Source organism: Mycobacterium sp. Dal123C01 (assembly GCF_052566995.1).
In genome coordinates this window covers 1,815,758-1,839,429 of sequence record NZ_CP199580.1, presented here as the reverse complement: position 1 = coordinate 1,839,429, position 23,672 = coordinate 1,815,758, and the positions used below count along the sequence as shown (strand labels likewise).

General features: G+C 66.8%; 24 protein-coding genes and 1 pseudogene. 9 read left to right on the top strand and 16 right to left on the bottom strand.

The window, feature by feature from the left end; translation table 11 throughout:
- The first annotated feature begins 40 nt into the window (after positions 1–40).
- The 5 genes and pseudogenes from ACTXG5_RS08740 (at position 41) to ACTXG5_RS08720 (ending at position 4,420) form a co-directional block, all read left to right on the top strand.
- On the top strand, positions 41–739 hold the full coding sequence (locus tag ACTXG5_RS08740) for a sensor domain-containing protein (protein ID WP_445164326.1): 699 nt from the start codon (positions 41–43) through the stop codon (positions 737–739).
- A gap of 3 nt (positions 740–742) precedes the next feature.
- Positions 743–1,480, top strand: a pseudogene (locus ACTXG5_RS08735) (sensor domain-containing protein).
- 9 nt (positions 1,481–1,489) lie between these two features.
- A complete protein-coding gene (locus ACTXG5_RS08730; protein WP_445163288.1) occupies positions 1,490–2,248 on the top strand; it encodes a LamB/YcsF family protein in 759 nt (252 codons plus the stop codon).
- Positions 2,248–3,165, top strand: coding sequence for an MBL fold metallo-hydrolase (locus tag ACTXG5_RS08725; protein WP_445163287.1), 918 nt, complete (start codon positions 2,248–2,250; stop codon positions 3,163–3,165). The genes ACTXG5_RS08730 and ACTXG5_RS08725 overlap by 1 nt, the downstream gene beginning before the upstream one ends.
- 13 nt (positions 3,166–3,178) lie before the next feature.
- On the top strand, positions 3,179–4,420 hold the full coding sequence (locus ACTXG5_RS08720) for an SLC13 family permease (protein WP_445163286.1): 1,242 nt from the start codon (positions 3,179–3,181) through the stop codon (positions 4,418–4,420).
- Here the strand turns inward: ACTXG5_RS08720 and ACTXG5_RS08715 are convergent.
- Genes ACTXG5_RS08715 through carD form a run of 6 tightly spaced genes read right to left on the bottom strand, consistent with a single transcriptional unit; the run spans position 4,417 to position 9,460 of the window.
- Positions 4,417–5,397, bottom strand: a complete 981-nt coding sequence (locus ACTXG5_RS08715; RefSeq protein WP_445163285.1) for a glycerophosphodiester phosphodiesterase — start codon at positions 5,395–5,397, stop codon at positions 4,417–4,419. The two genes, ACTXG5_RS08720 and ACTXG5_RS08715, sit on opposite strands and share 4 nt — an antisense overlap.
- Before the next feature lie 5 nt (positions 5,398–5,402).
- Positions 5,403–6,338 carry a 23S rRNA (guanosine(2251)-2'-O)-methyltransferase RlmB gene (rlmB, locus tag ACTXG5_RS08710; RefSeq protein WP_445163284.1) on the bottom strand — a complete coding sequence of 312 codons (936 nt, stop codon included), beginning with the start codon at positions 6,336–6,338 and terminating at the stop codon, positions 5,403–5,405.
- Complete coding sequence (gene cysS, locus ACTXG5_RS08705) at positions 6,339–7,748, bottom strand: cysteine--tRNA ligase (RefSeq protein ID WP_445163283.1); 1,410 nt, start codon at positions 7,746–7,748, stop codon at positions 6,339–6,341.
- Between the two features lie 51 nt (positions 7,749–7,799).
- A complete protein-coding gene (gene ispF / locus ACTXG5_RS08700) occupies positions 7,800–8,288 on the bottom strand; it encodes a 2-C-methyl-D-erythritol 2,4-cyclodiphosphate synthase (RefSeq protein ID WP_445163282.1) in 489 nt (162 codons plus the stop codon).
- Positions 8,285–8,959 (bottom strand): 2-C-methyl-D-erythritol 4-phosphate cytidylyltransferase, encoded by a 675-nt coding sequence (gene ispD, locus ACTXG5_RS08695; protein WP_445164325.1) that lies wholly within the window; start codon positions 8,957–8,959, stop codon positions 8,285–8,287. The genes ispF and ispD overlap by 4 nt, the downstream gene beginning before the upstream one ends.
- 12 nt (positions 8,960–8,971) lie before the next feature.
- Positions 8,972–9,460 carry an RNA polymerase-binding transcription factor CarD gene (gene carD / locus ACTXG5_RS08690; protein WP_445163281.1) on the bottom strand — a complete coding sequence of 163 codons (489 nt, stop codon included), beginning with the start codon at positions 9,458–9,460 and terminating at the stop codon, positions 8,972–8,974.
- A gap of 385 nt (positions 9,461–9,845) precedes the next feature.
- On the opposite strand from carD, the gene ACTXG5_RS08685 reads away from it, so the two are divergent.
- The 3 genes from ACTXG5_RS08685 (at position 9,846) to disA (ending at position 12,911) form a co-directional block, all read left to right on the top strand.
- Complete coding sequence (locus tag ACTXG5_RS08685; protein ID WP_445164324.1) at positions 9,846–10,340, top strand: hypothetical protein; 495 nt, start codon at positions 9,846–9,848, stop codon at positions 10,338–10,340.
- Positions 10,341–10,401: 61 nt separating this feature from the next.
- Positions 10,402–11,823 carry a DNA repair protein RadA gene (gene radA, locus ACTXG5_RS08680; protein ID WP_445163280.1) on the top strand — a complete coding sequence of 474 codons (1,422 nt, stop codon included), beginning with the start codon at positions 10,402–10,404 and terminating at the stop codon, positions 11,821–11,823.
- Positions 11,824–11,837: 14 nt separating this feature from the next.
- Positions 11,838–12,911, top strand: a complete 1,074-nt coding sequence (gene disA / locus ACTXG5_RS08675) for a DNA integrity scanning diadenylate cyclase DisA (protein WP_445163279.1) — start codon at positions 11,838–11,840, stop codon at positions 12,909–12,911.
- 8 nt (positions 12,912–12,919) lie between these two features.
- Here the strand turns inward: disA and ACTXG5_RS08670 are convergent, their stop codons facing one another.
- The gene (locus tag ACTXG5_RS08670) at positions 12,920–13,726 is read right to left on the bottom strand and encodes a hypothetical protein (RefSeq protein ID WP_445163278.1); all 807 of its coding nucleotides are present in this window, start codon (positions 13,724–13,726) and stop codon (positions 12,920–12,922) included.
- Positions 13,727–13,806: 80 nt separating this feature from the next.
- Positions 13,807–14,424: a carbonic anhydrase gene (locus ACTXG5_RS08665; RefSeq protein ID WP_445163277.1), complete on the bottom strand. Its 618-nt coding sequence runs from the start codon at positions 14,422–14,424 to the stop codon at positions 13,807–13,809.
- A 30-nt stretch (positions 14,425–14,454) separates the two neighbouring features.
- On the opposite strand from ACTXG5_RS08665, the gene ACTXG5_RS08660 reads away from it, so the two are divergent.
- Positions 14,455–15,342, top strand: a complete 888-nt coding sequence (locus tag ACTXG5_RS08660) for an A/G-specific adenine glycosylase (protein ID WP_445163276.1) — start codon at positions 14,455–14,457, stop codon at positions 15,340–15,342.
- Between the two features lie 15 nt (positions 15,343–15,357).
- Here ACTXG5_RS08660 and ACTXG5_RS08655 read toward each other — a convergent pair whose 3' ends face one another.
- The 8 genes from ACTXG5_RS08655 to ACTXG5_RS08620 form a co-directional block, all read right to left on the bottom strand.
- Complete coding sequence (locus ACTXG5_RS08655; RefSeq protein ID WP_445163275.1) at positions 15,358–16,836, bottom strand: hydrogenase large subunit; 1,479 nt, start codon at positions 16,834–16,836, stop codon at positions 15,358–15,360.
- Positions 16,833–18,299: a proton-conducting transporter transmembrane domain-containing protein gene (locus ACTXG5_RS08650; protein WP_445163274.1), complete on the bottom strand. Its 1,467-nt coding sequence runs from the start codon at positions 18,297–18,299 to the stop codon at positions 16,833–16,835. Before ACTXG5_RS08650 ends, ACTXG5_RS08655 begins: the two co-directional genes overlap by 4 nt.
- The gene (locus tag ACTXG5_RS08645; protein WP_445163273.1) at positions 18,299–18,961 is read right to left on the bottom strand and encodes a hypothetical protein; all 663 of its coding nucleotides are present in this window, start codon (positions 18,959–18,961) and stop codon (positions 18,299–18,301) included. Before ACTXG5_RS08645 ends, ACTXG5_RS08650 begins: the two co-directional genes overlap by 1 nt.
- Complete coding sequence (locus tag ACTXG5_RS08640; RefSeq protein WP_445164323.1) at positions 18,958–19,908, bottom strand: respiratory chain complex I subunit 1 family protein; 951 nt, start codon at positions 19,906–19,908, stop codon at positions 18,958–18,960. Before ACTXG5_RS08640 ends, ACTXG5_RS08645 begins: the two co-directional genes overlap by 4 nt.
- Positions 19,909–19,913: 5 nt before the next feature.
- Positions 19,914–21,845 carry a proton-conducting transporter transmembrane domain-containing protein gene (locus tag ACTXG5_RS08635; RefSeq protein ID WP_445164322.1) on the bottom strand — a complete coding sequence of 644 codons (1,932 nt, stop codon included), beginning with the start codon at positions 21,843–21,845 and terminating at the stop codon, positions 19,914–19,916.
- Between the two features lie 41 nt (positions 21,846–21,886).
- Positions 21,887–22,366, bottom strand: a complete 480-nt coding sequence (locus ACTXG5_RS08630; RefSeq protein ID WP_445163272.1) for an NADH-quinone oxidoreductase subunit B family protein — start codon at positions 22,364–22,366, stop codon at positions 21,887–21,889.
- A 5-nt stretch (positions 22,367–22,371) separates the two neighbouring features.
- Positions 22,372–22,707, bottom strand: coding sequence for a lsr2/espR transcriptional regulator (locus tag ACTXG5_RS08625; protein ID WP_445163271.1), 336 nt, complete (start codon positions 22,705–22,707; stop codon positions 22,372–22,374).
- 136 nt (positions 22,708–22,843) lie between these two features.
- Entirely contained in the window at positions 22,844–23,608 is a 765-nt protein-coding gene (locus ACTXG5_RS08620) for an alpha/beta fold hydrolase (protein WP_445163270.1), read from the bottom strand.
- Positions 23,609–23,672: the final 64 nt, after the last annotated feature.

Genomic DNA, 23,672 nt, shown 5'->3' with positions numbered 1-23,672 from the left:
GCAATGGCCACGGGCGGGGGAGGCAACGGTGCGCCAGCAAATGGCCGTCCTTGTGCTGACCGCGTTGACCACCATCGCCCTCGGCTGCACCAGCAACGTCACCGGGAAGGCGGTGCCCGCGGACAAATCCGGGGCCCCGAGCCGGAATCCCGTAGCGGTATCGGCGCTGGACGGGTTGCTGCTCAGCGCGGAGCAGATCAACGGCGCGCTGAGTGCGACATCGATGAAGGTGTGGTTGAGCGTCAAGGGCATGTGGAATTGGAGCTCCGGCGTCAGCGACAAGAACTGCCTGGCCATCGATGGGGCCGCCCAAGAGAAGGTCTACGCAGGCACCGGGTGGACCGCGATGCGCGGCCAGCGGATTGACGACAGCGTCGACGACTCCAAGAAGCGCACCCATTACGCGATTCAGGCCGTCGTCGCATATCCGTCCGCGCACGATGCCGACGCGTTCTACGACTCCTCGGTGCAGAGCTGGTCAACCTGCTCGAAACGCAGGTTTTCCGACGTCGCTCCGGGTCAGCCCGACACCGTGTGGACGGTTGCCGGCATCACCAAGGACAACGGCATGCTCAGCACCTCCGAGGTCCAGGAGGGTGGCGACGGGTGGACCTGCCAGCGGGCTCTGACCGTCCGCAACAACGTCGCCATCGACGTCGTGACGTGCGCGTACAGCCTGGTGGGTTCGTCGGCAACCGACATCGCGTCCCAGATCGCGGCGAAAGTGGCTAAGCAGTAAGCGATGCAACGGGTAACTCGATGGCCGACCGCCTTACTCGCCGCGCCGATCGTCTGCGCCTTGACGGCAGCGGTGGCCGGGTGCACGAAGGCGGTCGACGGAACGGCGCTGGGCGCCGAACCCGCGATCCCGGCGACCGCGACGGCCAGCCCGGCACCGCGTGCGATACCGACGACAGTCCTCGAAGGCGTGCTGCTGAGTCAGGACCAGCTCATCGCCCTTGCCGGTGGAGCGAACATGGCCTTGGTCGGCACCGCCACCAGCACGTCGGATTCCTCGAAAATCGTCGACGATCGCACCTGCCTGGGCCTCGGCTCGGTGGGAGACGTGGCGATCTACGCCAATAGCGGATATGTCGCGATGCGGGGCAACCAGTTCAGCACCCCCAACGCGGTGGCGGCCGACGTCACCCAACTCGTCACGTCGTTTACCGTCGCCGGCGACGCCCAGGCGTTGCTACAGCGGGCGCGACAGGACTGGCAACGATGCGCCCAGCGGCGGTACGGGTTTCACTCCTCGAACGGCAATCACAGCTACTTCTTCACCCACGATTTGCGCGGCAGCGGGTCGCGCATCGAATTGTCGATGCGCCAAGAAGAAGACCCCAGATAGGGCTGCTCGCACGCGATGGCCGTCCAGGGTTCCGTCGTCGCCGAGGCGCGGGTCTGCCTGCTCAACAAAGACACCGACCCGGCGGTCAACAGCCTCCTGGATCAGATCCTCGCCAAGGTTCCGCAATAAGCTAGGCAGATGGCCGGTATCGACCTGAACTCCGACTTGGGCGAGGGCTTTGGCGTCTGGCGTCTCGGTGACGACGACGCGATGCTCCGGATCGTCACGAGTGCGAACGTGGCGTGCGGTTTCCACGCCGGCGATCCGGCCGGCCTGCTGCGGGTGTGCCGCAGCGCAGCCGAGCGTGGTGTCCGGATCGGCGCGCAGGTGAGCTATCGCGACCTGGCCGGGTTCGGCAGGCGCTTCATCGACGTCGCCGCCGAGGATCTCGTTGCCGACGTGGTGTACCAGATCGGCGCCTTGCAGGCGATCGCCGGCGCGTCCGGATCGGCGGTCTCGTACGTCAAACCCCATGGCGCGCTGTATAACACGATCGTGACCAACCGCGAGCAGGCCGCCGCAGTCGCCGAGGCGGTACGTGCGGTGGACGCCACGCTGCCCGTCTTGGGCATGGCGGGTTCGGTGTTCTTCGACGAGGCCGCGCGTCTTGGTCTACCCACGGTGGCCGAGGCTTTCGCCGATCGCGCCTACCGGCCCGACGGCCAGCTGGTCTCCCGTCGCGAACCGGGTGCGGTGCTGGGCGACCCCGCGGCGATCGCGGAGCGGGTGGTGGCCATGGTGTCCTCCGGATGCCTCACCGCGGTCGACGGCACCCAGATCGATGTCAGCGTGGAATCGATTTGTGTGCACGGTGATTCGCCCGGCGCGGTTCAGATCGCAACCGCGGTGCGCGATCGGCTCGAGGCCGCGGGCATCGACATCAAGGCGTTCTGCTGATGCGGCTGAAGCTCGGTCGCCCCGACATCGCGCGATATTCGGACCGCTTCGACGTGCCTGCCGCGCAAGCCAACGGACTGTCGGCGACATGGATGGGCGTGGCGACACTGCTGATCGACGACGGTTCGTCCGCGTTGATGACCGACGGCTATTTCTCGCGCCCCGGCCTGGCGCGCGTTGCGGCCGGCAAGCTGTCGCCGTCGCCGGCCCGCGTGGACGGCTGCCTGGCCCGGGCCAAGGTGTCGCGGCTGGCGGCCGTCATCCCGGTGCACACCCATGTCGACCATGTGATGGATTCCGCACTGGTCGCCGACCGCACCGGCGCGCAGCTGGTCGGTGGCGAATCAGCGGCCAACGCCGGGCGCGGATACGGCCTGCCGGAGGATCGTCTCGTCGTCGCGGTCTCTGGCGAACCAATTCGGTTGGGCGCCTACGATGTAACGCTCGTGAAGTCACACCACTGTCCGCCCGACCGGTTTCCCGGGGTGATCGACGCGCCACTGGTGCCGCCGGTGAAGGTGTCGGCCTATCGCTGCGGGGAGGCGTGGTCGACGCTGATCCACCACCTGCCGTCGGACCGACGGCTGCTGATCCAGGGCAGCGCGGGCTTCGTCAAAGGCGCGTTGTCCGGGCAGCGCGCGGATGCCGTTTACCTCAGCGTCGGCCAGCTGGGTTTGCAGCCCCGGTCATACCTGCTTGATTACTGGGCCGAGACCGTGCAAGCGGTGGGCGCGCGCCGGGTGATCCTCATCCACTGGGACGACTTCTTTCGCCCTTTGTCAAAGCCGTTGCGGGCCTTGCCCTATGCGGGCGACGACTTGGACGTGTCCATCCGTGTTCTCGACGAGCTGGCCGCCCGCGACGGCGTCGCGCTGCACATGCCGACGGTCTGGCGGCGCGAGAACCCGTGGATGTGAAGCGGTCCAGACTTTGGCACTGACCGTTGCGCTGTTGCTGCTTGCCGTGGTTCTCGGGTTCGCGGTCGCGCGCCCGCGGGGCTGGCCGGAGGCGGTGGCGGCGGTTCCGGCGGCCCTGATCGTGATAGCGATCGGCGCGATCTCGGTCCATCAGGCGGCCAAGCAGGTCGCCGGGTTGTCGGGAGTGGTCGCGTTCCTGGGAGCGGTGTTGGTGCTGGCCAAGCTGTGCGACGACGAAGGCCTGTTCGAGGCCGCGGGCGCGGCGATCGCCCGAACCCCCGTCGGGTCACATGGCCTGCTGCGCCACGTGTTCGTCATCGCCGCCAGCATCACCGCCGTGCTGAGCCTGGACGCCACCGTGGTGTTGCTGACCCCGGTGGTGCTGGCCGCCGTGCGCCGCCTGCGAACTCCGGTGCGCCCCTACGCCTACGCCACGGCCCACCTGGCCAACGGCGCGTCGCTGCTGCTTCCGGTGTCCAACCTGACCAACCTGCTGGCGTTTCACACCGCGAACCTCTCGTTCACCACGTTCACTCTCGTGATGGCGTTACCGTGGCTGGCCACGGTCACCACGTTGTATCTGGTCTTCCGTCGCTTTTTCGCCCGGGATCTGCGCGTGGTGCCGAACCCGGAACAACTCGGGCCGGCGCCGCGGCCCCCGGTGTTCGTCTTGGTGGTCGTGGGTCTGACGCTGGCCGGGTTCGCGCTCTCAGAACCGCTGGGAGTGGCCCCCGCATGGGTCGCGCTGGCCGGCGCCGCGGTGCTCGCGGTGCGCAGCCTGCGCCACCGGCACACCACCGTGGCCGAAATCCTGCGCTCGGCTCAGGTTTCGTTTCTGGTGTTCGTGCTGGCGCTGGGCGTCGTGGTGCAAGCGGTCACGCTGAACGGAATGGACACCGTGATGTCCGCAGTGCTGCCGCACGGGTCGGGGCTGCCCGCATTGCTGGCTATCGCCGCGGTGGCCGCCGTGCTGGCCAACGTCGTCAACAATCTGCCCGCAACCCTGGTGCTGTTGCCATTGGTCGCGCCCAGCGGTCCGGTCGCAATCCTGGCGGTGTTGATCGGGGTCAACATCGGGCCCAACCTGACCTACGTCGGTTCATTGTCAAACCTGCTGTGGCGGAGGGTGCTTCGCCAGCATGACGTCGAGGCCGGCGTCGGCGAGTACACCCGCCTCGGTCTGCTTACCGTGCCCCCGGCCCTGGTGGTGGCAGTGGTCGCGCTGTGGGGATCTGCGCGGCTGCTGGGTCTCTAACCGCGTTGGTAGGCCGGCGGCAACGGCATGCCGAGTTCGGCCAGGACGCCGCGCAGCAACGCGGGATAGTCGGTGATGATGCCGTCGACGCCGTAACCGATTTGCTGATGCATGGCGTCGACGTCATTGACCGTCCACGGAATAACCTTGAGCCCCAACGCATGCGCATGGTCAACGTACGCGTTACCGGTGACCAGCTGGTATCTGGGCGAGACCAGGTTCGCCCCCACCATCAACGCCCCGATCATCGGGTCTCCCACCGTCATGGCGTTGATGCCGGCCAGCCACGGCGAATCCGGCACCCAGGTCTCCTCGTTGTACAGGGCGACCAGCGGGATCGACGGTTCGGCCTGGTGCACCATCGGCAGGGTTCGCCAGTCGAAGCTTTGAATCTCCACGCGGTCGAGCTTGCCCGCCGACCGGACCGCGGCCAGGATCACGTCGACGAACTGCTGGGGCTCGGCCGATCGGTCTGGCTTGTCGGCCTCCACCTTGGTTTCGATGTTGTAGCGCACCCCGGCGTGATACGAATCGGCGAGCGCGAAGACTTGCGGCAGGGTCGCTATCTTGTTGCTCCGCACCACTTCAGCACGGGGAAATTCGGCGAGCAGGCGCCCGCAGTCCAGGGTGTGGATCTGCGCCAGGGTCAGCTCGTGTACCAGCTTTCCGACGTACGGGTATTGCGGATCGCCGGCGGATGCGGGCCCGGTGTCGACGCACTTTTCCGCGTCAAGCGTCGGATCGTGCCACACCAGAGGTTGTCCGTCTTTGGTGATCACGATGTCGAGTTCCAGTGTGCTGACTCCGAGTTCGAGTGATTTGGCGAATGCACGCAGCGATTCCTCGGTCGTTTCACCACGTCCGCCGCGGTGGGCCTGCAGATCGAATCCGGGCGGTTGCGCCGCGGGCGTCGGCAGCTGCGCCAACAAGGCGACGGCGGCCAGCACGGCACCCAGGCGCGTAAGCCGGCCGGGCAATCGGGTTAACTCCTGCGCTGGCGCGTGATTTCGGCGAGCACCACCCCGGCAGCCACCGAGGCATTCAGCGATTCGGTATCACCGGCCATCGGTATCGATACCACCTGTTCGCAGTTCTCCCGCACCAACCGCGATAGCCCCTTGCCTTCGGATCCGACGACCACAACAATCGGGTCGGTGCCGTCCAGGTCGTCGAGTACGGTGTCGCCACCGGCATCCAACCCGACCACCCGAACCCCGCGATCAGCCCAACTCTTCAGTGCCCTGGTGAGATTGGTGGCCCGGGCGACCGGAATACGCGCCGCCGCCCCGGCGCTGGTGCGCCAGGCCACCGCCGTCACCGATGCCGAACGGCGCTGCGGTATCAGGACGCCGTGACCGCCGAAGGCCGCGACCGAACGCACGATCGCACCGAGGTTGCGGGGATCGGAAATATTGTCCAAGGCGACCAACAACGCCGGCGGTGTCTGCAGAGCAGTCGTGAGCAAGTCGTCGGGGTGGGCGTAGTTGTATGGCGGCACCTGCAGCGCGATGCCCTGGTGCAGATGGTTGGTGGTCATCTTGTCCAGGTCGGAGCGCGGAACTTCCAGGATCGCGATGCCCAAATCGGCTGCCCGGGAAACTGATTCGGTGAGACGCTCGTCGGCTTCGGTACCGAGTGCGACGTAGAGCGCCGTCGCGGGGACGCCGGCACGCAGGCATTCCACCACCGGGTTGCGGCCGAGCACCGTTTCGGTTTCGTCAGTTCGTCCCCGTGCCGGCCGGCGTGGCCGCGTCTTGGCGGTCCGCTTGGCGGCGGGATGGTTAGGGCGCATGTGCGCGGGCGGCGTGGCACCGCGGCCCTCCAGCGCGCTGCGCCGCTGGCCACCGGACCCTACCGTCTGACCCTTTTTGCTGCCGGATTTACGTATCGCCCCCTGGCGCCGCGAGTTGCCGGCCATCTACTTCTCGTCACCGGCCAGCAGCTCCCACTGCGGCCCGTCGGCGGTATCGGTGACCTCGATGCCGGCATTCTTGAGTCGCTCCCGGATCTGGTCTGCGAGAGCCCAATTGCGCTCCTCGCGCGCGTGCTTGCGACTCTCCAGTTCGGCCTGTACCAGCACGTCGACGGCCGCGAGTGCCGCCGACGTCTCGTCGCGCGATTCCCAGCGTTCGTCAAGCGGGTCGCAACCCAGGATGCCCATCATCGCGCGGATCGCGCCGGCGTTGGCCAACGCACCTTCATGGTCGCCGGCGTCGAGCGCTCGGTTGCCCTCCGCGCGAGCGTGATGTACCTCGGCCAGCGCGATCGGGACCGCGAGATCGTCGTCGAGCGCCGCGGCGAATCGCGGCGTCCACTCGCCCGGCACGACGCAACCGATCCGGACCCGCACGCGGTGCAGGAATTCCTCCACTCCGACATAGGCTTTCACCGCATCTTGCAGGGCGATATCGGAGAATTCGAGCATCGAGCGGTAGTGAGCGCTGCCGAGGTAATAGCGCAGTTCGGGCGGACGGACGCGCTGCAACATCGCCGGGATGGACAACACGTTGCCCAGCGACTTGCTCATCTTCTCGCCACCCATCGTCACCCAGCCGTTGTGCAGCCAGTAGCGGGCGAACCCATCCCCGGCCGCGCGGCTCTGAGCGATTTCATTCTCGTGATGCGGGAATACCAAATCCATTCCACCGCAATGGATATCGAATTCCGTCCCCAGATACGTGCGCGCCATTGCCGAGCATTCCAGATGCCAGCCCGGCCGGCCCCGCCCCCACGGTGTCGGCCACGACGGCTCGCCGGGCTTGGCGCCCTTCCACATCGTGAAGTCGCGTTCGTCGCGCTTGCCGGTGGCCACGCCCTCGCCTTGATGGACATCGTCGATCTTGTGGCCGGACAGCTGGCCGTACTCGGGGTAGCTCAACACGTTGAAGTACACGTCGCCACCGCTGGCATACGCGTGACCATTTTCGATCAGGCGTTCCATTAATTCGACCATCTGGGTGATATGCCCGGTGGCTCGCGGCTCTGCCGAGGGCGGCAAGACGTCCAGCGCGTCGTAGGCCGCGGTAAACGCGCGCTCGTAGGTGGCCGCCCACTCCCACCACGGCCGGCATGCGGCAGCGGCCTTGTTGAGGATTTTGTCGTCGATGTCGGTCACGTTGCGGATGAACGCGACGTCGTAACCGCTTGCCATCAGCCAGCGGCGCAGGATGTCAAAAGCCACGCCGCTGCGGACGTGCCCGATGTGCGGCTGCCCCTGAACGGTGGCGCCACACAGGTAGATGGAGACGTGTCCCTCGCGCAGCGGAACGAAATCACGTACAGCACCAGCTGCCGTGTCGTGGAGCCGCAAACGGGGGCGATCGGTCACGACGTGCCAGCTTACCTGCTACTTCAGATCGGCCGACCGCAGCTCGCGGGGCTATCCGCGGGCGATGACCAGGGCCGTCGCGATTGCGGCCAAACCCTCGCCCCGCCCGGTCAGGCCCAGCCCGTCGGTGGTGGTCGCCGATACCGACACCGGTGCCCCCAGGAGATCCGACAGCACTTGTTGCGCCTCGGCACGGCGTGGACCGATCTTGGGCCGGTTACCGATCACCTGGACGGCGGCGTTTCCGACCCGGTAGCCGTGCTCCGATATCAAATCGACGACGTGGCGCAGCATGTCGGCGCCGCTGACGTCTTTCCATCGCGGATCGTCGACCCCGAATACGCCACCGATGTCGCCCAGCCCGGCGGCCGACAACACCGCATCGCACAGCGCATGCGCGGCCACGTCGCCGTCGGAGTGTCCGGCGCAGCCGTCGGCGTCGGGAAACAGCAGCCCGACCACCCAGCAGGGCCGCCCGCGCTCGATCGGGTGCACATCGGTACCCAGACCGACCCTTGGAAGCGGAAGTAGCTCGGTCACCGGCGCACAATCGCTTGGGCCAGCAGCAGATCCAGCTGGGTGGTGATCTTGAACGCCAAGGGGTCGCCGTCGACCACCTGGACTTGGCCGCCGACGTGCTCGACCAAAGACGCGTCGTCGGTGAAACCGGCGCCGGTGGCCCGCTGATAGGCGCGCAACAGGAGGTCGGTGGCAAATCCTTGCGGAGTCTGGACCGCCCGCAGCCCGGCGCGGTCCGGCGTGCCCAGGACCACGCCGTTGGCATCCACGGCCTTGATGGTGTCATGCAGCGGCAGCGCGGGTACGACTGCGGCGTGCCCCGCCCGCAACGCGTCGACCACCCGCACGATCAGCTCCGGCGGCGTCAACGCGCGCGCCGCGTCATGCACCAGCACGAACTCCGGATCACCGGGCAGGGCAGACAAAGCCAGGCCCACCGAATCGGTGCGCCCGGCACCGCCGGCGACGACCGTGGCTTGGTTACCTAGGACTTGCTTGGCCTGGTCGATGCGATCGACGGGCACCGCCGCCACGACATGATCAACGACCCCCGACTTCAGCAGACCCGCGATTGCCCATTCGAGCAGGGAGCGACCGTCGAGTTCGCAGAACGCTTTCGGGATACCGGCACGCAGCCGCTCCCCCAGCCCAGCGGCCGGGACGACTGCGACAACCGCGCCCCCGACCACCAGAGCTCAGGTCCTTCAGGAAGCGGCGGCCAGAACCTCGTCGAGGATGATATCCGCCTTGGCCTCATCGGTGCTTTCAGCGAGCGCCAACTCGCCGACCAGAATCTGCCGAGCCTTGGCCAGCATGCGCTTCTCACCTGCGGACAGGCCGCGTTCCTGATCGCGCCGCCACAGGTCGCGGACGACCTCTGCCACCTTGTTGACATCACCGGAGGCGAGCTTTTCGAGGTTGGCCTTGTAGCGGCGTGACCAGTTAGTCGGCTCTTCGGTGTGCGGTGCACGCAGCACCTGGAAAACTTTGTCGAGGCCTTCCTGGCCAACGACGTCACGCACGCCCACGTACTCGGCGTTATCAGCGGGCACTCGAACGGTCAGGTCTCCCTGCGCCACTTTCAAGACGAGATACTCCCTTTGTTCCCCTTTGATGGTGCGGGTTTCAATCGCCTCGACTAGCGCAGCACCGTGGTGTGGATAAACAACGGTGTCGCCGACCTTGAAGATCATCTGATTCGAGCCCCTTTCGTTACTTCATTCTAACACGGCTGCCCAACACACGCGTAGCAACGTTGCAGGTCAGGGGCACAACACGCGCGGGTTAGGGGTTGACAGACGGAAGAAGACGTGCAGTGAATCACTTTACCAATGCCCTGGTCGGGCCTGTGCGTGGACCCACTTTGACCGCTGCGGCGCTGGTCTGGCGGTTGGTGTTACTCCCCGCGCTACCGCTGGAACAACGTTCCTACTACTGTGCATAGTTGCATGGTTGACGCCGCAGTCATCGTGCCGCGAGTTGGCCCGAACCAGCCTGACCGAGCCCAGGAGGCATTGAGTGAACCGCTTCAAGACCAGCCTCGCGGTCCGCCTTCCCGCCCGGGTCGCTCTCGTCGGCATGGCCGCTCTTATCGCTGCCGTGCTCACCGGTTGCGGCGCCGGGCAGATCTCGCAGATGGCCACCCAGGAGCCCGCCGTCAACGGCAACAAGGTCTCGTTCAACAACGTGGCGCTGCGCGACGTCCGCATCCAGGCGACGCAGACCGGTGACTTCCTCCGGCCGGGTAAAACGGTGGATTTGGTGCTGGTGGCCGTGAATCAGTCGCCGGACGTCGCGGACCGGCTGCTGGGCATCACCACTGACATCGGCACCGTGACGGTCAACGGCGACACTCACTTGCCCCCCAGCGGGATGCTGTTCATCGGTACGCCCGAGGGCCAGAAGGTGGCGCCGGGCCCGCTCAACTCCAACAGCGCGGCCAAGGCAACGGTCAGCTTGGCCAAGCCCATCACCAACGGCCTCTCCTACAACTTCACCTTCACCTTCGAGAAGGCCGGGCAGACCAGCGTGCTGGTGCCGATTTCAGCCGGGCTGGCGCCGCCGGAGGCTTAAACACCTCCGCCGCACGAGTGTCACAGCGGGGCTTGTCGCCCCCGCCGGATACCGTCATCACGTGGCAACTGCGCGCTCGCAATACCGTTGCTCGGAATGCCACCACGTCACCGCCAAATGGGTGGGCCGCTGCATGGAATGTGGCACCTGGGGCACCGTCGATGTGGTGGCCGCGCTCAGCGCGGTCGGCGGTCGTCGCTCGGTAAACCCGGCGTCGCGCGCCGTTCCGATCAGTTCCATCGAACCCAACGTCAGCCAGCACCGCGCGACGGGCATCGACGAGCTCGACCGGGTACTCGGCGGCGGCGTGGTGCCCGGGTCGGTGACGCTGCTGGCCGGTGACCCGGGCGTCGGTAAGTCAACGTTGCTGCTCATGGTCGCCCACCTGTGGGCGCAGGCCGGGCGGCGCGCGCTGTACATCTCCGGTGAGGAGTCCGCGGGCCAGATCAGGCTGCGCGCGGACCGGATCGGCTGCGGCTCGGACGAGGTCTACCTGGCCGCCGAGTCCGACGTGCACACGGTGCTTGAGCACATCGCGACGGTCAAACCCGCGCTGGTAATTGTCGACTCGGTGCAAACGATGTCCAGCTCCGAGTCCGACGGCGTCGCCGGAGGGGTCACGCAGGTGCGCGCGGTTACCGCCGCGCTGACCGCCGCGGCCAAGGCCAATGACGTGGCGCTGATCCTCGTCGGCCACGTCACCAAGGACGGGGCCATCGCCGGACCACGCTCGCTGGAACACCTCGTCGACGTCGTGCTGCATTTCGAGGGCGACCGCAACGGCTCGCTGCGGATGGTCCGCGGCATCAAGAACCGATTCGGCGGGGCCGACGAAGTCGGGTGTTTCTTGTTGCACGACAACGGAATTGAGGGCGTCGCCGACCCGTCCAACTTGTTCTTGGATCAGCGGCCCACCCCGGTCGCCGGCACCGCGATCACCGTCGCCCTGGACGGCAAGCGCCCGCTGATCGGCGAAGTCCAGGCGTTGCTGGCCACACCGAACGGCGGGTCACCGCGCCGCGCCGTCAGCGGGATCGATCACTCCCGCGCCGCGATGATCACCGCCGTGCTGGAAAAGCACGCCAAGCTGCCCCTCGCCGCCAACGACATCTACCTGTCCACCGTGGGCGGCATGCGGTTGACCGATCCGTCCTCGGACCTCGCCGTCGCGATCGCGCTGGCCTCGGCACTGGCCGATCTGCCGCTGCCCACCACCGCGGTGATGGTCGGCGAGGTCGGACTGGCGGGCGACCTGCGCCGGGTCAGCGGGATGGATCGACGTCTGGCCGAAGCGGCCCGGCAGGGCTTCACCCTCGCCCTAATTCCACCCGGATGCGGGGCCGTACCGCGGGGCATGCGCGCACTGAGCGCACCCACCATCGGCGCGGCGCTGGAGCACATGATCGACATCGCCGACCACCGCAGCAGCGGGCCCCGTGGGCTCGAACGGCTCGACATTGCTACGCCGCGGGCCCTGGCGTAGCAGAATGACAGGCTGTGACGCGTCCGACGCTGCGTGAAACGATCGCCCGCCTGGCACCAGGCACCGGGCTCCGGGACGGCCTGGAGCGGATTCTGCGCGGCCGTACCGGCGCGCTGATCGTGCTCGGAAACGACGAGAACGTCGAGGCCATCTGCGACGGCGGCTTCGCTCTGGATGTCCGCTACGCCCCGACGCGGCTGCGCGAGCTGGCCAAGATGGACGGCGCTGTCGTGCTGTCCACCGACGCCAGCCGCATCGTGCGGGCCAACGTGCAGCTGGTGCCCGACCCGTCGATACCCACCGACGAGTCGGGCACCCGGCACCGCTCGGCGGAACGCGCCGCGATCCAGACCGGCCACCCGGTGATCTCGGTCAGCCACTCGATGAACATCGTCACCGTCTACGTGGGCGGAGAGCGCCACGTACTGGCCGATTCCGCGACCATCCTGTCGCGCGCAAACCAGGCCATCGCGACCCTGGAGCGGTACAAGACCCGCCTCGACGAGGTCAGCAGGCTGCTGTCACGGGCGGAGATCGAAGACTTCGTGACGCTGCGTGACGTGATGACCGTGGTACAGCGACACGAGCTGGTCCGGCGAATCGGGCTGGTGATCGACTACGACGTCGTCGAACTGGGCACCGACGGGCGGCAGCTGCGGCTACAGCTCGAGGAGCTGCTGGGCGGCAACGAAATCGCCCGGGAATTGATCGTGCGCGACTACCACGCCAGCCCCGAGCCGTTGTCCGACGCGCAGATGACCGCGACCCTCGACGAGCTGGACACGCTGTCGGACACCGAGCTGCTCGATTTCACCTCGCTGGCAAAAGTTTTCGGGTATCCGACGACGACCGAGGCGCAGGATTCGGCGCTGAGCCCGCGTGGCTACCGCGCGATGGCCGAAATCCCCCGGCTGCAATTCGCTCACGTGGATCTACTGGTCCGCAACTTCGGGACGCTGCAGGGCCTGCTGGCCGCCAGCGCCAACGACCTGCAATCGGTCGACGGCATCGGCTCTATGTGGGCCCGCCATGTGCGGGAAGGGCTGTCACAGCTCGCGGAGTCGACGATCGCCGACCCGCTCAACTAAGGGACCGATTACCCCGCGGGCGAAGGACCGGGACCAACCCCCGGCGGCGACTCGGGCTGCGGCACCGCCGGCTGACCGTTCCCGGGCCCCGGCGGCGGTGGCGGCAGGTTCAGGATGAACGGAACCGTAAGCGAGCGCAGATTGCCCAGCTGGACGACGAGGTTGTAGGTACCGGGCCCGATTGCCGGCCGCGGCAGCGGGCAATGCGGCGAGGATCCCATTCCGGTCCAGGTCACCGCGGTCGTCACCTGTTCGCCCGGCGTGAACGTCTTAACCAGGGTCTCGTTGGACGGCGCGCAGTCCAGGTTGGACCACAGCCGCTTGTTGTCCAGCGAATACACATAGGCGGCCAGCACGGCCGCCCCGACGTCACGCTTGCAGGCCACCAGCCCGATGTTGGTGACGATCATGGTGAATTTCGGCTGGTCACCGATGAAGTATTGGGGAGCGTTCGTCAAGCCCTTGACGGCCAGCGTCGAGTCGGGGCAGTCATCGCCCTCCTTCAGCACTGGCGGCGGCTGCACCGCCGCGGTCGGCGTCGGAGCCTCGGGGTTTTGCCCCTGCTGTGGCGGCGCCATCGGGATGGCGCCCTCCTGCCCCGGCGGGGGTGGCACCTGCGGCGGGGGCGCTGCCGGCGTGTTTTGAGCGGAGCCGGCTTTGACATTGGCGGGCTTGGCGCCCGCGCTGCCGCCCATGAAGGCAATGACGGTGGCGACAGCGATGCCGATCACGACGACCGCGATGCCCAGGGCCAGCCCCCTGCGCCGCCAATAGATCTCCGTGGGTAGCGGGCCACGCGGTTCCAGATCCAGCACGATCTCACGGTAAGCCCAGGTCACGCCGATTTGGTCGATCCGACCCGGCGTGTCGCGATGTTAGCTGGCCAATGACCGTGCTATTCGCCTATGTCGCCGATGTGATCGACCAACACCGCCCGCCCGTCAGCGAGGTTGTACGTGATGCCCGCAAGCCCCAGCGTGCCCGCTGACACCCGCTCTGAAATGGCACTAGAACGCGACAGCAACTGTGCCAGCGTCTCTTGCACATGCCGGTCCTCGAACTCGTCGACACGACTGAGCCCGTCGCGCCGCCCCAGCAGGATCGATGACGCGACGCGCTCCACCACATCCCGCACGAAACCGCCCGGTATCGCACCGTCGTCGAGCGCACTGATGGCGGCCTTGACGGCACCGCAGCTGTTATGGCCGAGAACGACGACGAGTGGGACGTCGAGGACCGTCACCGCGTACTCGATGGAGCCCAGCACTGCCGAATCGATGGCCTGCCCGGCGGTGCGGACCACGAACACGTCACCGAGGCCCTGATCGAAGATGAGCTCGGCGGCCACTCGGCTGTCCGCGCAGCCGAAGATGACCGCGGTCGGCTTCTGGCCGGCCGCCAGGCTGGCCCGGTGCGCGACACTCTGGCTGGGATGCACCGGCTGGCCGGCGACGAATCGCTCGTTACCCTCTTTGAGTGCTTTCCATGCGGTTACCGGACTGGTGTTGGGCATGGCAAACATTCTGCTGTGCGGTCGGCGTTAATGCCTAGCCAACCGCAAATCCAGGCGGATGAAATTCTGGAGTGGTACGCACAATCGCGCCGCGACCTGCCCTGGCGGGAACCCGGCGTCAGCGCATGGCAGGTCCTGGTCAGCGAATTCATGCTGCAACAGACGCCGGTGGCCCGGGTGCTGCCGATCTGGACGGACTGGGTTCGCCGCTGGCCCACCCCCTCGGCCACCGCCGCGGCCAGCGCCGCCGACGTACTGCGCGCCTGGGGCAAGCTGGGCTATCCGCGACGGGCCAAGCGCCTGCACGAGTGTGCCACCGTCATTGCACGTGACCACGGCGATGTGGTTCCCGACGACGTTGAGACCCTGCTCGAGTTGCCGGGTATCGGCAGCTACACGGCTCGGGCTGTGGCATGTTTCGCCTACCGCCAGCCGGTCCCAGTCGTCGACACCAACGTGCGCCGGGTGGTGGCCCGCGCCGTGCATGGACTGGCCGACGCAGGTTCCCCGTCCATCACTCGCGATCATGCCGATGTCTCGGCACTGCTACCGAAAGATGGCACGGCGCCCCAGTTTTCGGTGGCCTTGATGGAACTGGGTGCCATCGTGTGCACTGCGCGCGCGCCGCGTTGCGGATTGTGTCCACTTAGCGAGTGCGCCTGGCGGGATGCGGGTTATCCCCCGGCGCAGGGCCCGGCACGCCGCGTTCAAAGCTACGCGGGCACCGACCGCCAGGTCCGTGGATTACTACTGGACGTATTGCGCCTCAGCGACTTTCCGGTCACCCGAGCGGAGTTGGACGTGGCGTGGCTGACCGATACTCGACAACGCGACCGAGCGCTAGACTCGTTGCTCGCCGACGGTCTGATTACCCGGACCGTGGACGGCCTGTTTGCGTTGGCCGGCGAGGGTGGCTAGGCGCGGGCTGGTTGATCAGAGATCGTTGCCGGCGTAAGACTGGTTGAAGCTTTTGTTAGCCAACGGGAAGTCGGGGACGATGGTGTGGGCCATCGCGACGGGCAGCGCCGGCCAGTTGAACCAGGATGGGTCGACGATTTTGGCGCGGGTGATCCGATCGGCTGCGTCGATTTCGACGCGGTGGACGATGGTGCCACGCCAGCCTTCGACGATGCCGATACCGCTGCAGGCAGCGTGCGGTGATAGTGGAACCGTGGCGTATTCGATTGGGCCCGTGTGTGATTCGATCAAATAAGTTGCCAACTCGGTAGACGCTGCGAATTCGTCGCGTCGCGCCGTATAACGGGCCAGCACGTCGCCCGCGTCGGCGCCGATCTCGGTGACGGGTAGTGCGGTGGCGGGGTGTTCGAGTCGGGCGTCGGTGCGTATGCCGCTGGCGCGCGCGACATAGCCGAGGCAGCCCAGGGCGTGAGCGTCTTCTGCGGCGAGGACGGCGGTCCCGGCGAACCGGTCATACACCACGGCGTTGCGCAGGGTCAGTTCGGCGACCTCGGCGACATCGGCCGCAATGGATCGCAGCTGAGTAGTGTCAGGCAGCGCCTTCAGCGTGACAGCGCCGGGACGGACGGCGCCGCGCAGCAGCCGATGTCCGGTTACGGCCCCGTTCAGCCGCAGCAGTTGTTCGCGAATGCGCTGAGCGTGCGCGTTGGCTAGGGAGAACCCAACGTCGTTGGCCAACGCGCCCAAATCGGTAACGTGATTGTAGAGCCGTTCGAGCTCGACGAGCAGCGCACGCAGCCGATGCACCCCGTCAGGAAGATCGACTCCCAGGGCATCTTCGACGGCGAGGCTGTGGGCGAGCGCGTGTGCGACGGAAGTGTCGCCGCTGACGCGTTCGGCCAGTTCTACTGCGCCGTCGGCTTGCCGGCCCTGGAAGAGCTTCTCCAAACCCCGATGCACGAACCACAGTCGTGCCTTGAGTCGCAGCACGGTTTCGCCTGCGACGGAGAAGCGGAAATGTCCGGGCTCGATCAGCCCGGCGTGGACGGGACCGACCGGGATCTCATAAACCCCGGGCCCCTCAACGGTGACGAATGGGAAGTGTCCGCTGTCTTCGAATTCGGGTGCGGGCGAGGCGTTGTTGCGCATCGGATACCACTCTTCGGGCCAGTGAGCATGCCGCACTAGCCGTCGCACTTTGGGATGACCCACGGGCCGGATCCCAAATAGGTCTGCCATCTCGCGCTCGAATCGGCTAGCCGAAAATGACAGATATGCCAGTGAAGGGACCATCAGATCATCTTTGGGAACAACGCATTCGAGTTCGATGCGGCGATCAGGCCAGCCAGCGAGGAACAGGTAAACGACGCGGAACGAATCGTCGTCGTCGTGGGCCGCCACCAGGCGTAGACGAAACCCATTGCCTAGCAATTCTTCTGCCATGCTGGTCAGCCCATCCGGAGATACCCTGTGCTGCACCGAATTACGTATCATGGTAGTGCCCCAACATCGCTGGCTGCGGCGGTGAAGAGATCAGTAAGCGGGCCGGCGGTGATGCCGAGGGCGAGCGATGCCGCGACACCGAGGAGCAGGGCCGCCGCCACCGTTCGCGGCACGGCGATCGCTGGCGTGCCCGTAGAGTCGCCTAGCAGGATGCGGCCCCAGTTGCGCGCGAGCGCGGCGAAGGCAACCGCGATCAGCAGCATGCCTGCGCCGAGGGCCCAGGTCAGCCGGGCGTTGGCGAGCGAACGGACGATGGCCAGCTCGCTGGCGAACATCGCGAAGGGCGGCAGCCCGAGCAGAACGATCACCCCCACGGCAAGCGATACGCCAATTAGGCGGGAGCGGCGCAGCACGGCGGTGACGTCGGCGATCGCGGTGGAGTTGTGCGCGGCCTGTAGCTGACCGCTCGCCAAGAACAGGACCGTCTTGCCGATCCCGTGAGCGAGCACGTGCAGCAGCAGCGCGGCGATCGCCAGCGTGGTTCCGGCGGCTGCGGCGATCGCGATCAGGCCCATGTTCTCCATCGACGAATAGGCGAGCATGCGTTTTATGTCGGGTGTGACCGTCAGCATCAGGGCTGCGATCAACAGCGTCGCCAGCCCGATCACCAGCAGCCCCGATCGCATGAAGGTGGGCCCAGAGGCGATGTCGATGATCGGTTTTATACGGATCAGCACCGAGAAGGCCACCGACAGCAGCACCCCGCTCATCAGCGCCGAAACGGGTGCCGGGGCCTGGCTGTGGGCGTCGGCCAACCAGGTGTGGAACGGAAACAGCCCGGCCTTGGCGCCATAGCCGATCAGCAACAGCCCCCCCGCCAGTCGAGCGGTATCGGGATCCAACCCGCCCGCGTGTGCCGTCAGCACGTCCAGGTTCAGGGCTGCGGCGGCCGGCGCACCAGCGCGCTCGGCGGCGTAGTACAGCAGCACGGTGCCCAGAAAAGCGATCGCTATGCCGACCGAGCAGATCACGACGTATTTCCAGGTCGCTTCGAGTGCTGTGCGGGTGCCGCGGTGTCCGACCAGAAAAGCCGTGATCACCGTGGTGGCTTCGATCGCGACCCAGATGACGCCGATGTTGTTGGCGCACACCGCAACAACCATCGAGGCTAGGAACGCTGCTGTCAGCGACCCATACACTCGGGCGCTGCGTGTGTCGGTGTGACCGTGGGCAAGTTCGGCATCGAGGTATCCGATGCTGGCCCAGGTGGCCAGTGTGGCAACGATTCCGATGACGATCAGCATGGTGACGGAGAGCGCGTCAACGCGCAGCAGTCCGCCCAACGCGAACTGGGTCCCCGACCCGACACGCAGCCCCAGCGCCGCCCCACACCCGAGCACCGTCACCGCTGAGAGCACGATCAGTGTCCCGGTCGCCCGGCGCCACCCGACAATCAGGGTGGCGATCGACGCACCAATCGGCGTGAGGATCGCGGCGAGCAGAAGGCCGGTCATCAGTCGTGCAGCTCCTGCAACGCGTCCAGGTCGGCGCCGCCGAAGGTGCGAGACAGGCGGCCGGTCAGAACGCCGATCACGATGAGTGCAAACAGCACGTCTAGGGAGGCGCCGAGTTCAACGATCAGCGGCACCCCGGCAGTGAGCAGGAACGCGGTCGCGGCGATTCCGTTGTCCAGCATCAAAAACCCTGCGGCCTGTGATACCGCGTGCCGCCGTGTGACCATCACCAACAAAGCGATCAGCACCACCGCGGTAGCGGCCGGGACCGCATTGGTTGAGGCCGCCGGCTGCAGGTTCACCAAGGATCGAGTGGCCGCGAACGCGGCCAGCGTCAGCGCGGCGGTGATCAGCAGCGAGGTGGCGGTGTTCACCAGCGGGATCGCTTCGCGGTGGGATCGCGGCTCGCCGCCGACTGCACGGGCCAGCAACCGCGGCAGTACCGCCGCGCGCAACACCAGCACGGCGACACCGACACCGATGAGCGCGCCGTCGCCGTCGTAAACTCCCCGCAGGATGGGGATGGCCGCCAATGCGGCGCCCTGCCACGCCAGCAGGCGGATGATTGCGGCCAGGTCGCGGCGCCACACGATGAATACCGCAGCCAAGATCAGCCCGCCAGCGGCGAGATCGACCAATACCGTGAAAGTGTTGTGTGTCATGCCGACACCGTGAAGAAGTTCGCGACAGTGACCGCGAGCAACGCCAGTAGAAATGACCCGGCCAGCAGCTCGGGAACCCGGAACAGCCGCAGTTTGGCGAAGAAAACCTCCACGGTTGCGAGCAGTCCCGCTAGCACGGCGACCTTGGCCACCACCGCTACGACGCCGACGACGATGTCAACCGCACTGGGCTGTCCGCCCGCGATGCCCCACGGCGCGAACAGGTTTGCCAGCAGCGCCAGCAGCACGGTCAGTCGCATGCCGGCCGCCCACTCGACTAGCGCCAGGCGCGGACCGGAGTATTCGAGGACCATCGCCTCGTGCACCATCGTCAGCTCGAGATGAGTGGCCGGGTTGTCCACTGGCAGCCGGCCGGTCTCGGCGACGATCACGATCACCAGTGCGGCGAACGCCAGCACAGCGGCCACCGACACCACCTGCTCGGGGTGGATGATGGTATTCGCTACCAGGGCACCGAGATTGGCGGATCCCGCCGGAATGGACAGTGCGAAGACCGCGAGCAAAATAGTGGGTTCGACCAGCGCGGCGATCGTGATCTCGCGGCTGGCGCCCATGCCGCCAAAGGAGGTACCAGTATCGATGCCGGCCAGGCTCAACGCGACGGTGCCCACAAACAATAGGCCGACCACCGTGAACAAGTCAGCGCTGGCATCGAGTGGAGATCCGGTGGCTACCAGCGGTGCGATCGCCGCGATGAGCAATGTCGATCCGGCGACGACGGCGGGCGCGGCCGCGAACACCACCGTTGTGCCGAGCGGGGTTATCTGTTGTTTGCCGAGCTGCTTGACTATGTCGCGCCAGGGCTGCAAGACGCCGCCCCCAACGCGGCCCTCCCAGCGGGCGCGCACCTGTCGGGTAAGGCCGATCACCAGTGGCGCCCCGCACATCACGGTGCCGATCTGCACCGCTCCCGCGACGTAGGACAAGACGTTCATCGGGCGACCACCAGCACGATCAGCACGCCGACCGCACCGTAAGCCAGATAGAGGTGCACGCTGCCAGTGTGGGCGCGCCGCACGATTCCGGCTGCGCCTGCCACCACCCGGATCACCGGCGTGTAAAAGCGTTCCTCGATCGCATCGGTGATGTTGGTGCGGTAGGTGATCTTGTCAACCAGATACTGCGACTCGGCGGCGTGCGTGACCTCGATATCGGTGTCGGGACGCAGGATGTCATCAAAGACCCTTTGCAGCGGCTCGGCGAACGACGTGGCCGTGTACTGCATGCGTGGGGTGAGATCGTCTGCGCCACATGCCCATAGCGGCAATGCAGCGGGTGCCGGACGCCGCCGCCGGCTCCAACGCGCCAGCGCGGCCGCGGCCAGCGCGGCCACCCCAACGCCAGCGGCGATCACCCCGGGTGCGATCGACCCCTGCAGGCCGGGCAGCCGCACCACCGCGCCGAGATCGGTGAACTGCACTGTCCGGGCTGCGGGTAGCGCGGCGATCGCCCGACGCAGCGCGGGTGCCACAACCGAGGGCGCCACAGCCAAGACCAGACAGGCGGCCGCCGCAATCGCCATACCGGCCAACATGCTGCCCGTTGCCTCGCGGGCCTCAGCGGCCTCGTGGGAGCGCGGCCGCGCCAGGAATCCGATCCCGAATGCCTTGACCATCGCCGCAACCCCGAGGCCTGTGGTGAGCGCGACCACACCTACCGCCAGCGGAGTGGTCAAGGCGAGCACGGTGGCGCGCCCGGGAGCCGCATGGATCAGCGACTGGACCAGTAACCACTCACTGACGAACCCGGCGCCCAGTGGTAGGCCACACGCCCCCAGTGCGGCCACCCCGAACAGGGTGGTGGTTGTCGGCATCCGGCGGGCCAGACCACCCAGCCGGTCGAGGTCACGCAGCCCCGTTGCGGCCTGTACCGACCCGGCCGCCAGGAATCCCAGGCTTTTGAACGCCGCGTGCGCGATCAGATGCAACATGGCCGCCGCCGCAGCGATCGTCGCCGGCCCGTACGCGCCGGAGGCCGCGAAGAGGGTCGCAGCTCCCAATGCCAGGGTGATCAACCCAAGGTTCTCGGTTGTCGAATAGGCAAGTAGCCGTTTGAGATCCGTGGCCACCGAAGCCTGCACCACGCCATAGAGCGCCGACACTCCGCCGGCAACCATCAAGGTGAGCCCCCACCAGGCCGGACCCGGCCCGAGTAGCTGCAGATCGAAACGGCAGATGCCATAGACCCCCAGGTTGACCATCGCCGCGCTCATCAGCGCCGACACCGGGCTGGGCGCCTCCGGGTGGGCCCGCGGCAACCAGGCGTGCAGCGGCACCAGCCCTGCCTTCGACCCAAACCCTGCCGTCGTCAACAGAAATACCGCGGTGGACGCACCGTGCGGTATCCGGTGCAAATCGGCAAACCGGTCCGCTCGACCAGCCGCCGACAACACCATCAGCCCGACCAGGATCGCGACGAACCCCAATTGCGTCATCACCGCGTACACCAATGCAGCGGAGCGAACCTGCGCGCGGGTGTGCTCGGCCAGTACCAACACCAACGACGCGACCGCCATCAACTCCCACGCCAACAGAAACGTTGTCACCGACCCCGCAGCGGGTACCAGCAGCATCGCCGCGACAAACATCGGCAACACGGCCAGTGCGACCCGACCCAGATGCCCACGCCGGGCATACCCGATCGTGTACACCCCGACCGCGACCGCGACCGCCCCCGAAAGCGTCATAAAGAACCCGCCCAGCGGATCGAGGCCCAGCTGTACCCCCGACAGGGGAAGTAACCACCCGATGTGTACTGCGCAATTCGGACCCCACATCCCCAGCACGCCCGCCCATACCCCGCAGGCACCGAGCAGCGCCGTCAGCACACCCGCCAAGGCGGGTCTGAAGTCGCTGCGGGGCATTAGGTTTGGTGTGGGTACCGCGCTGGCCGCCAGGGTGGTCGTCACTTGCCGGTCACCGTTCTGAACGCCGCGATGATCTGGCTCGGCGTCGGCGGGCACCCAGGGATTTCCACATCGACCGGCACCACCTCACCCACTGCGCCGACCACGCCGTAGGCGTCGGTGAACACCCCGCGGTTCAGAGCGCAGTCCCCACAGGCGATCACCAGCCGCGGCCGCGGGGTGGCGTCGATCGTGGTGCGCAGCGGGCCGGCCATGTTGCGTGTCACGACGCCGGTCACCAGCAGCGCGTCTGCGTGGCGCGGGGAGGCCACCAGCCGCGCACCGAACCGCTCGGCGTCATACACCGGTCCGAACGCGCCCGAGATCTCCACCTCACACCCATTGCACGAACCCGCGTCGACGTGCCGGATCTGTAGCGAACCACGAACTCCCGCGGGGGGTTTCATCATCGGCTGCGGTGCAGGTGCCGCGGGTTCCGCGATCCGACCGACCTGGAACGCCTTGCGAATCCAGCTCATGGACGCTACTCCGCGCCGGCGGCGCGCAGGCCCTCCAACACCGCGACGCGATCGCTGAGCACCCCGGTGAGAACCTTGCGCGCCACCATGAGCAGTTCGGCGATATCCGGGGAGGCGATCGAGTAGATCATCGTGTTGCCGTCCCGTTGCGCGTCGACCACCCCGGCCCGGCGCAGAACGCCTAGCTGCTGGGACAGATTCGACGACTCCAGCCCGACCTCGGGCAACAGCTCAGCGACCGACTTGTCCGCCACCTCGAGAAGCTCCAGAATCCTGATCCGCGCCGGATGTCCCAACGTCTTGAAGAACTCCGCCTTGACCTTGTACAACGGCTCCGACACGACACTGATCTCCTGAAGACTATAACGTTTCTATATTCGAACAATTGAAGAATTTATCAGATTGTGGTGCGATCTTCGCGGGCAGGCCGACACGCGGTCGCCGAGCACTTACCCGCGGGCAGCCTCACGGCGATGCTCAGGCGTGCGTCGCCGCCAAAAACGATTCAACCGCTTGACGGTATACCTGTGGCGCGTCGTCGTGGATCAGGTGGCCGGCTTCGGGAATCACCAAATACGTTGTCGGAGAACTGGTTTTCTCCATCGCGTGTATCTGGCCCGGCGGGGTGACCGAGTTGCCGGCCTCAAGCAGCAACGCCGGCGCCCGAACCGCCAGCCATTGCCCCCAGTAGTCCCGGGTGCCCCACTCGGCGGCGATCTCTATCCATCGCGAAGTGTGACCGTGTAACCGCCAGCCGGTGTCGGTGCGGTCGAAGGCATCCAGGAAATACTGGCCGGCGACCGGCCCGAATTCATTGAATACCTGCTCGGCAGTGTCGAATTCGACCGGCAGTGCATGCAGCCACGGCTCCCAGGGACCGGTGGTGCGGCCACGGAAGTCCGGCGCCATGTCCTCGACCACCAGCGCCGAAACCAAATCGGGACGTTCGGCGGCCAGACACCACGAGTGCAGCGCACCCATCGAATGTCCCACCAGCCGCACCGGCGCCTCCAGCGTGGCTACCGCCTCGCCCAGATCTGCCACGAAGCGTTCGGTGCTGATCGGGTGCGGATCCTGCACGTCGCGGCCGCGGTGCCACGGCGCATCGTAGGTGTAAACGATGCCCAGCCGGGTCAGCCACGGCAGCTGACGCGACCAGGTGCTACCCCGGCCCATCAGGCCGTGCACCAGTATCAACGGCTCACCTTGCCCGCCGTGGCAGGTCAGCAGATTGGTGGGCATATCACCATCTTGGCTGCCCCGCCCTGGAGCAGAACAGGGCAGGGGGCGGGGTAGCCTAGCGAAC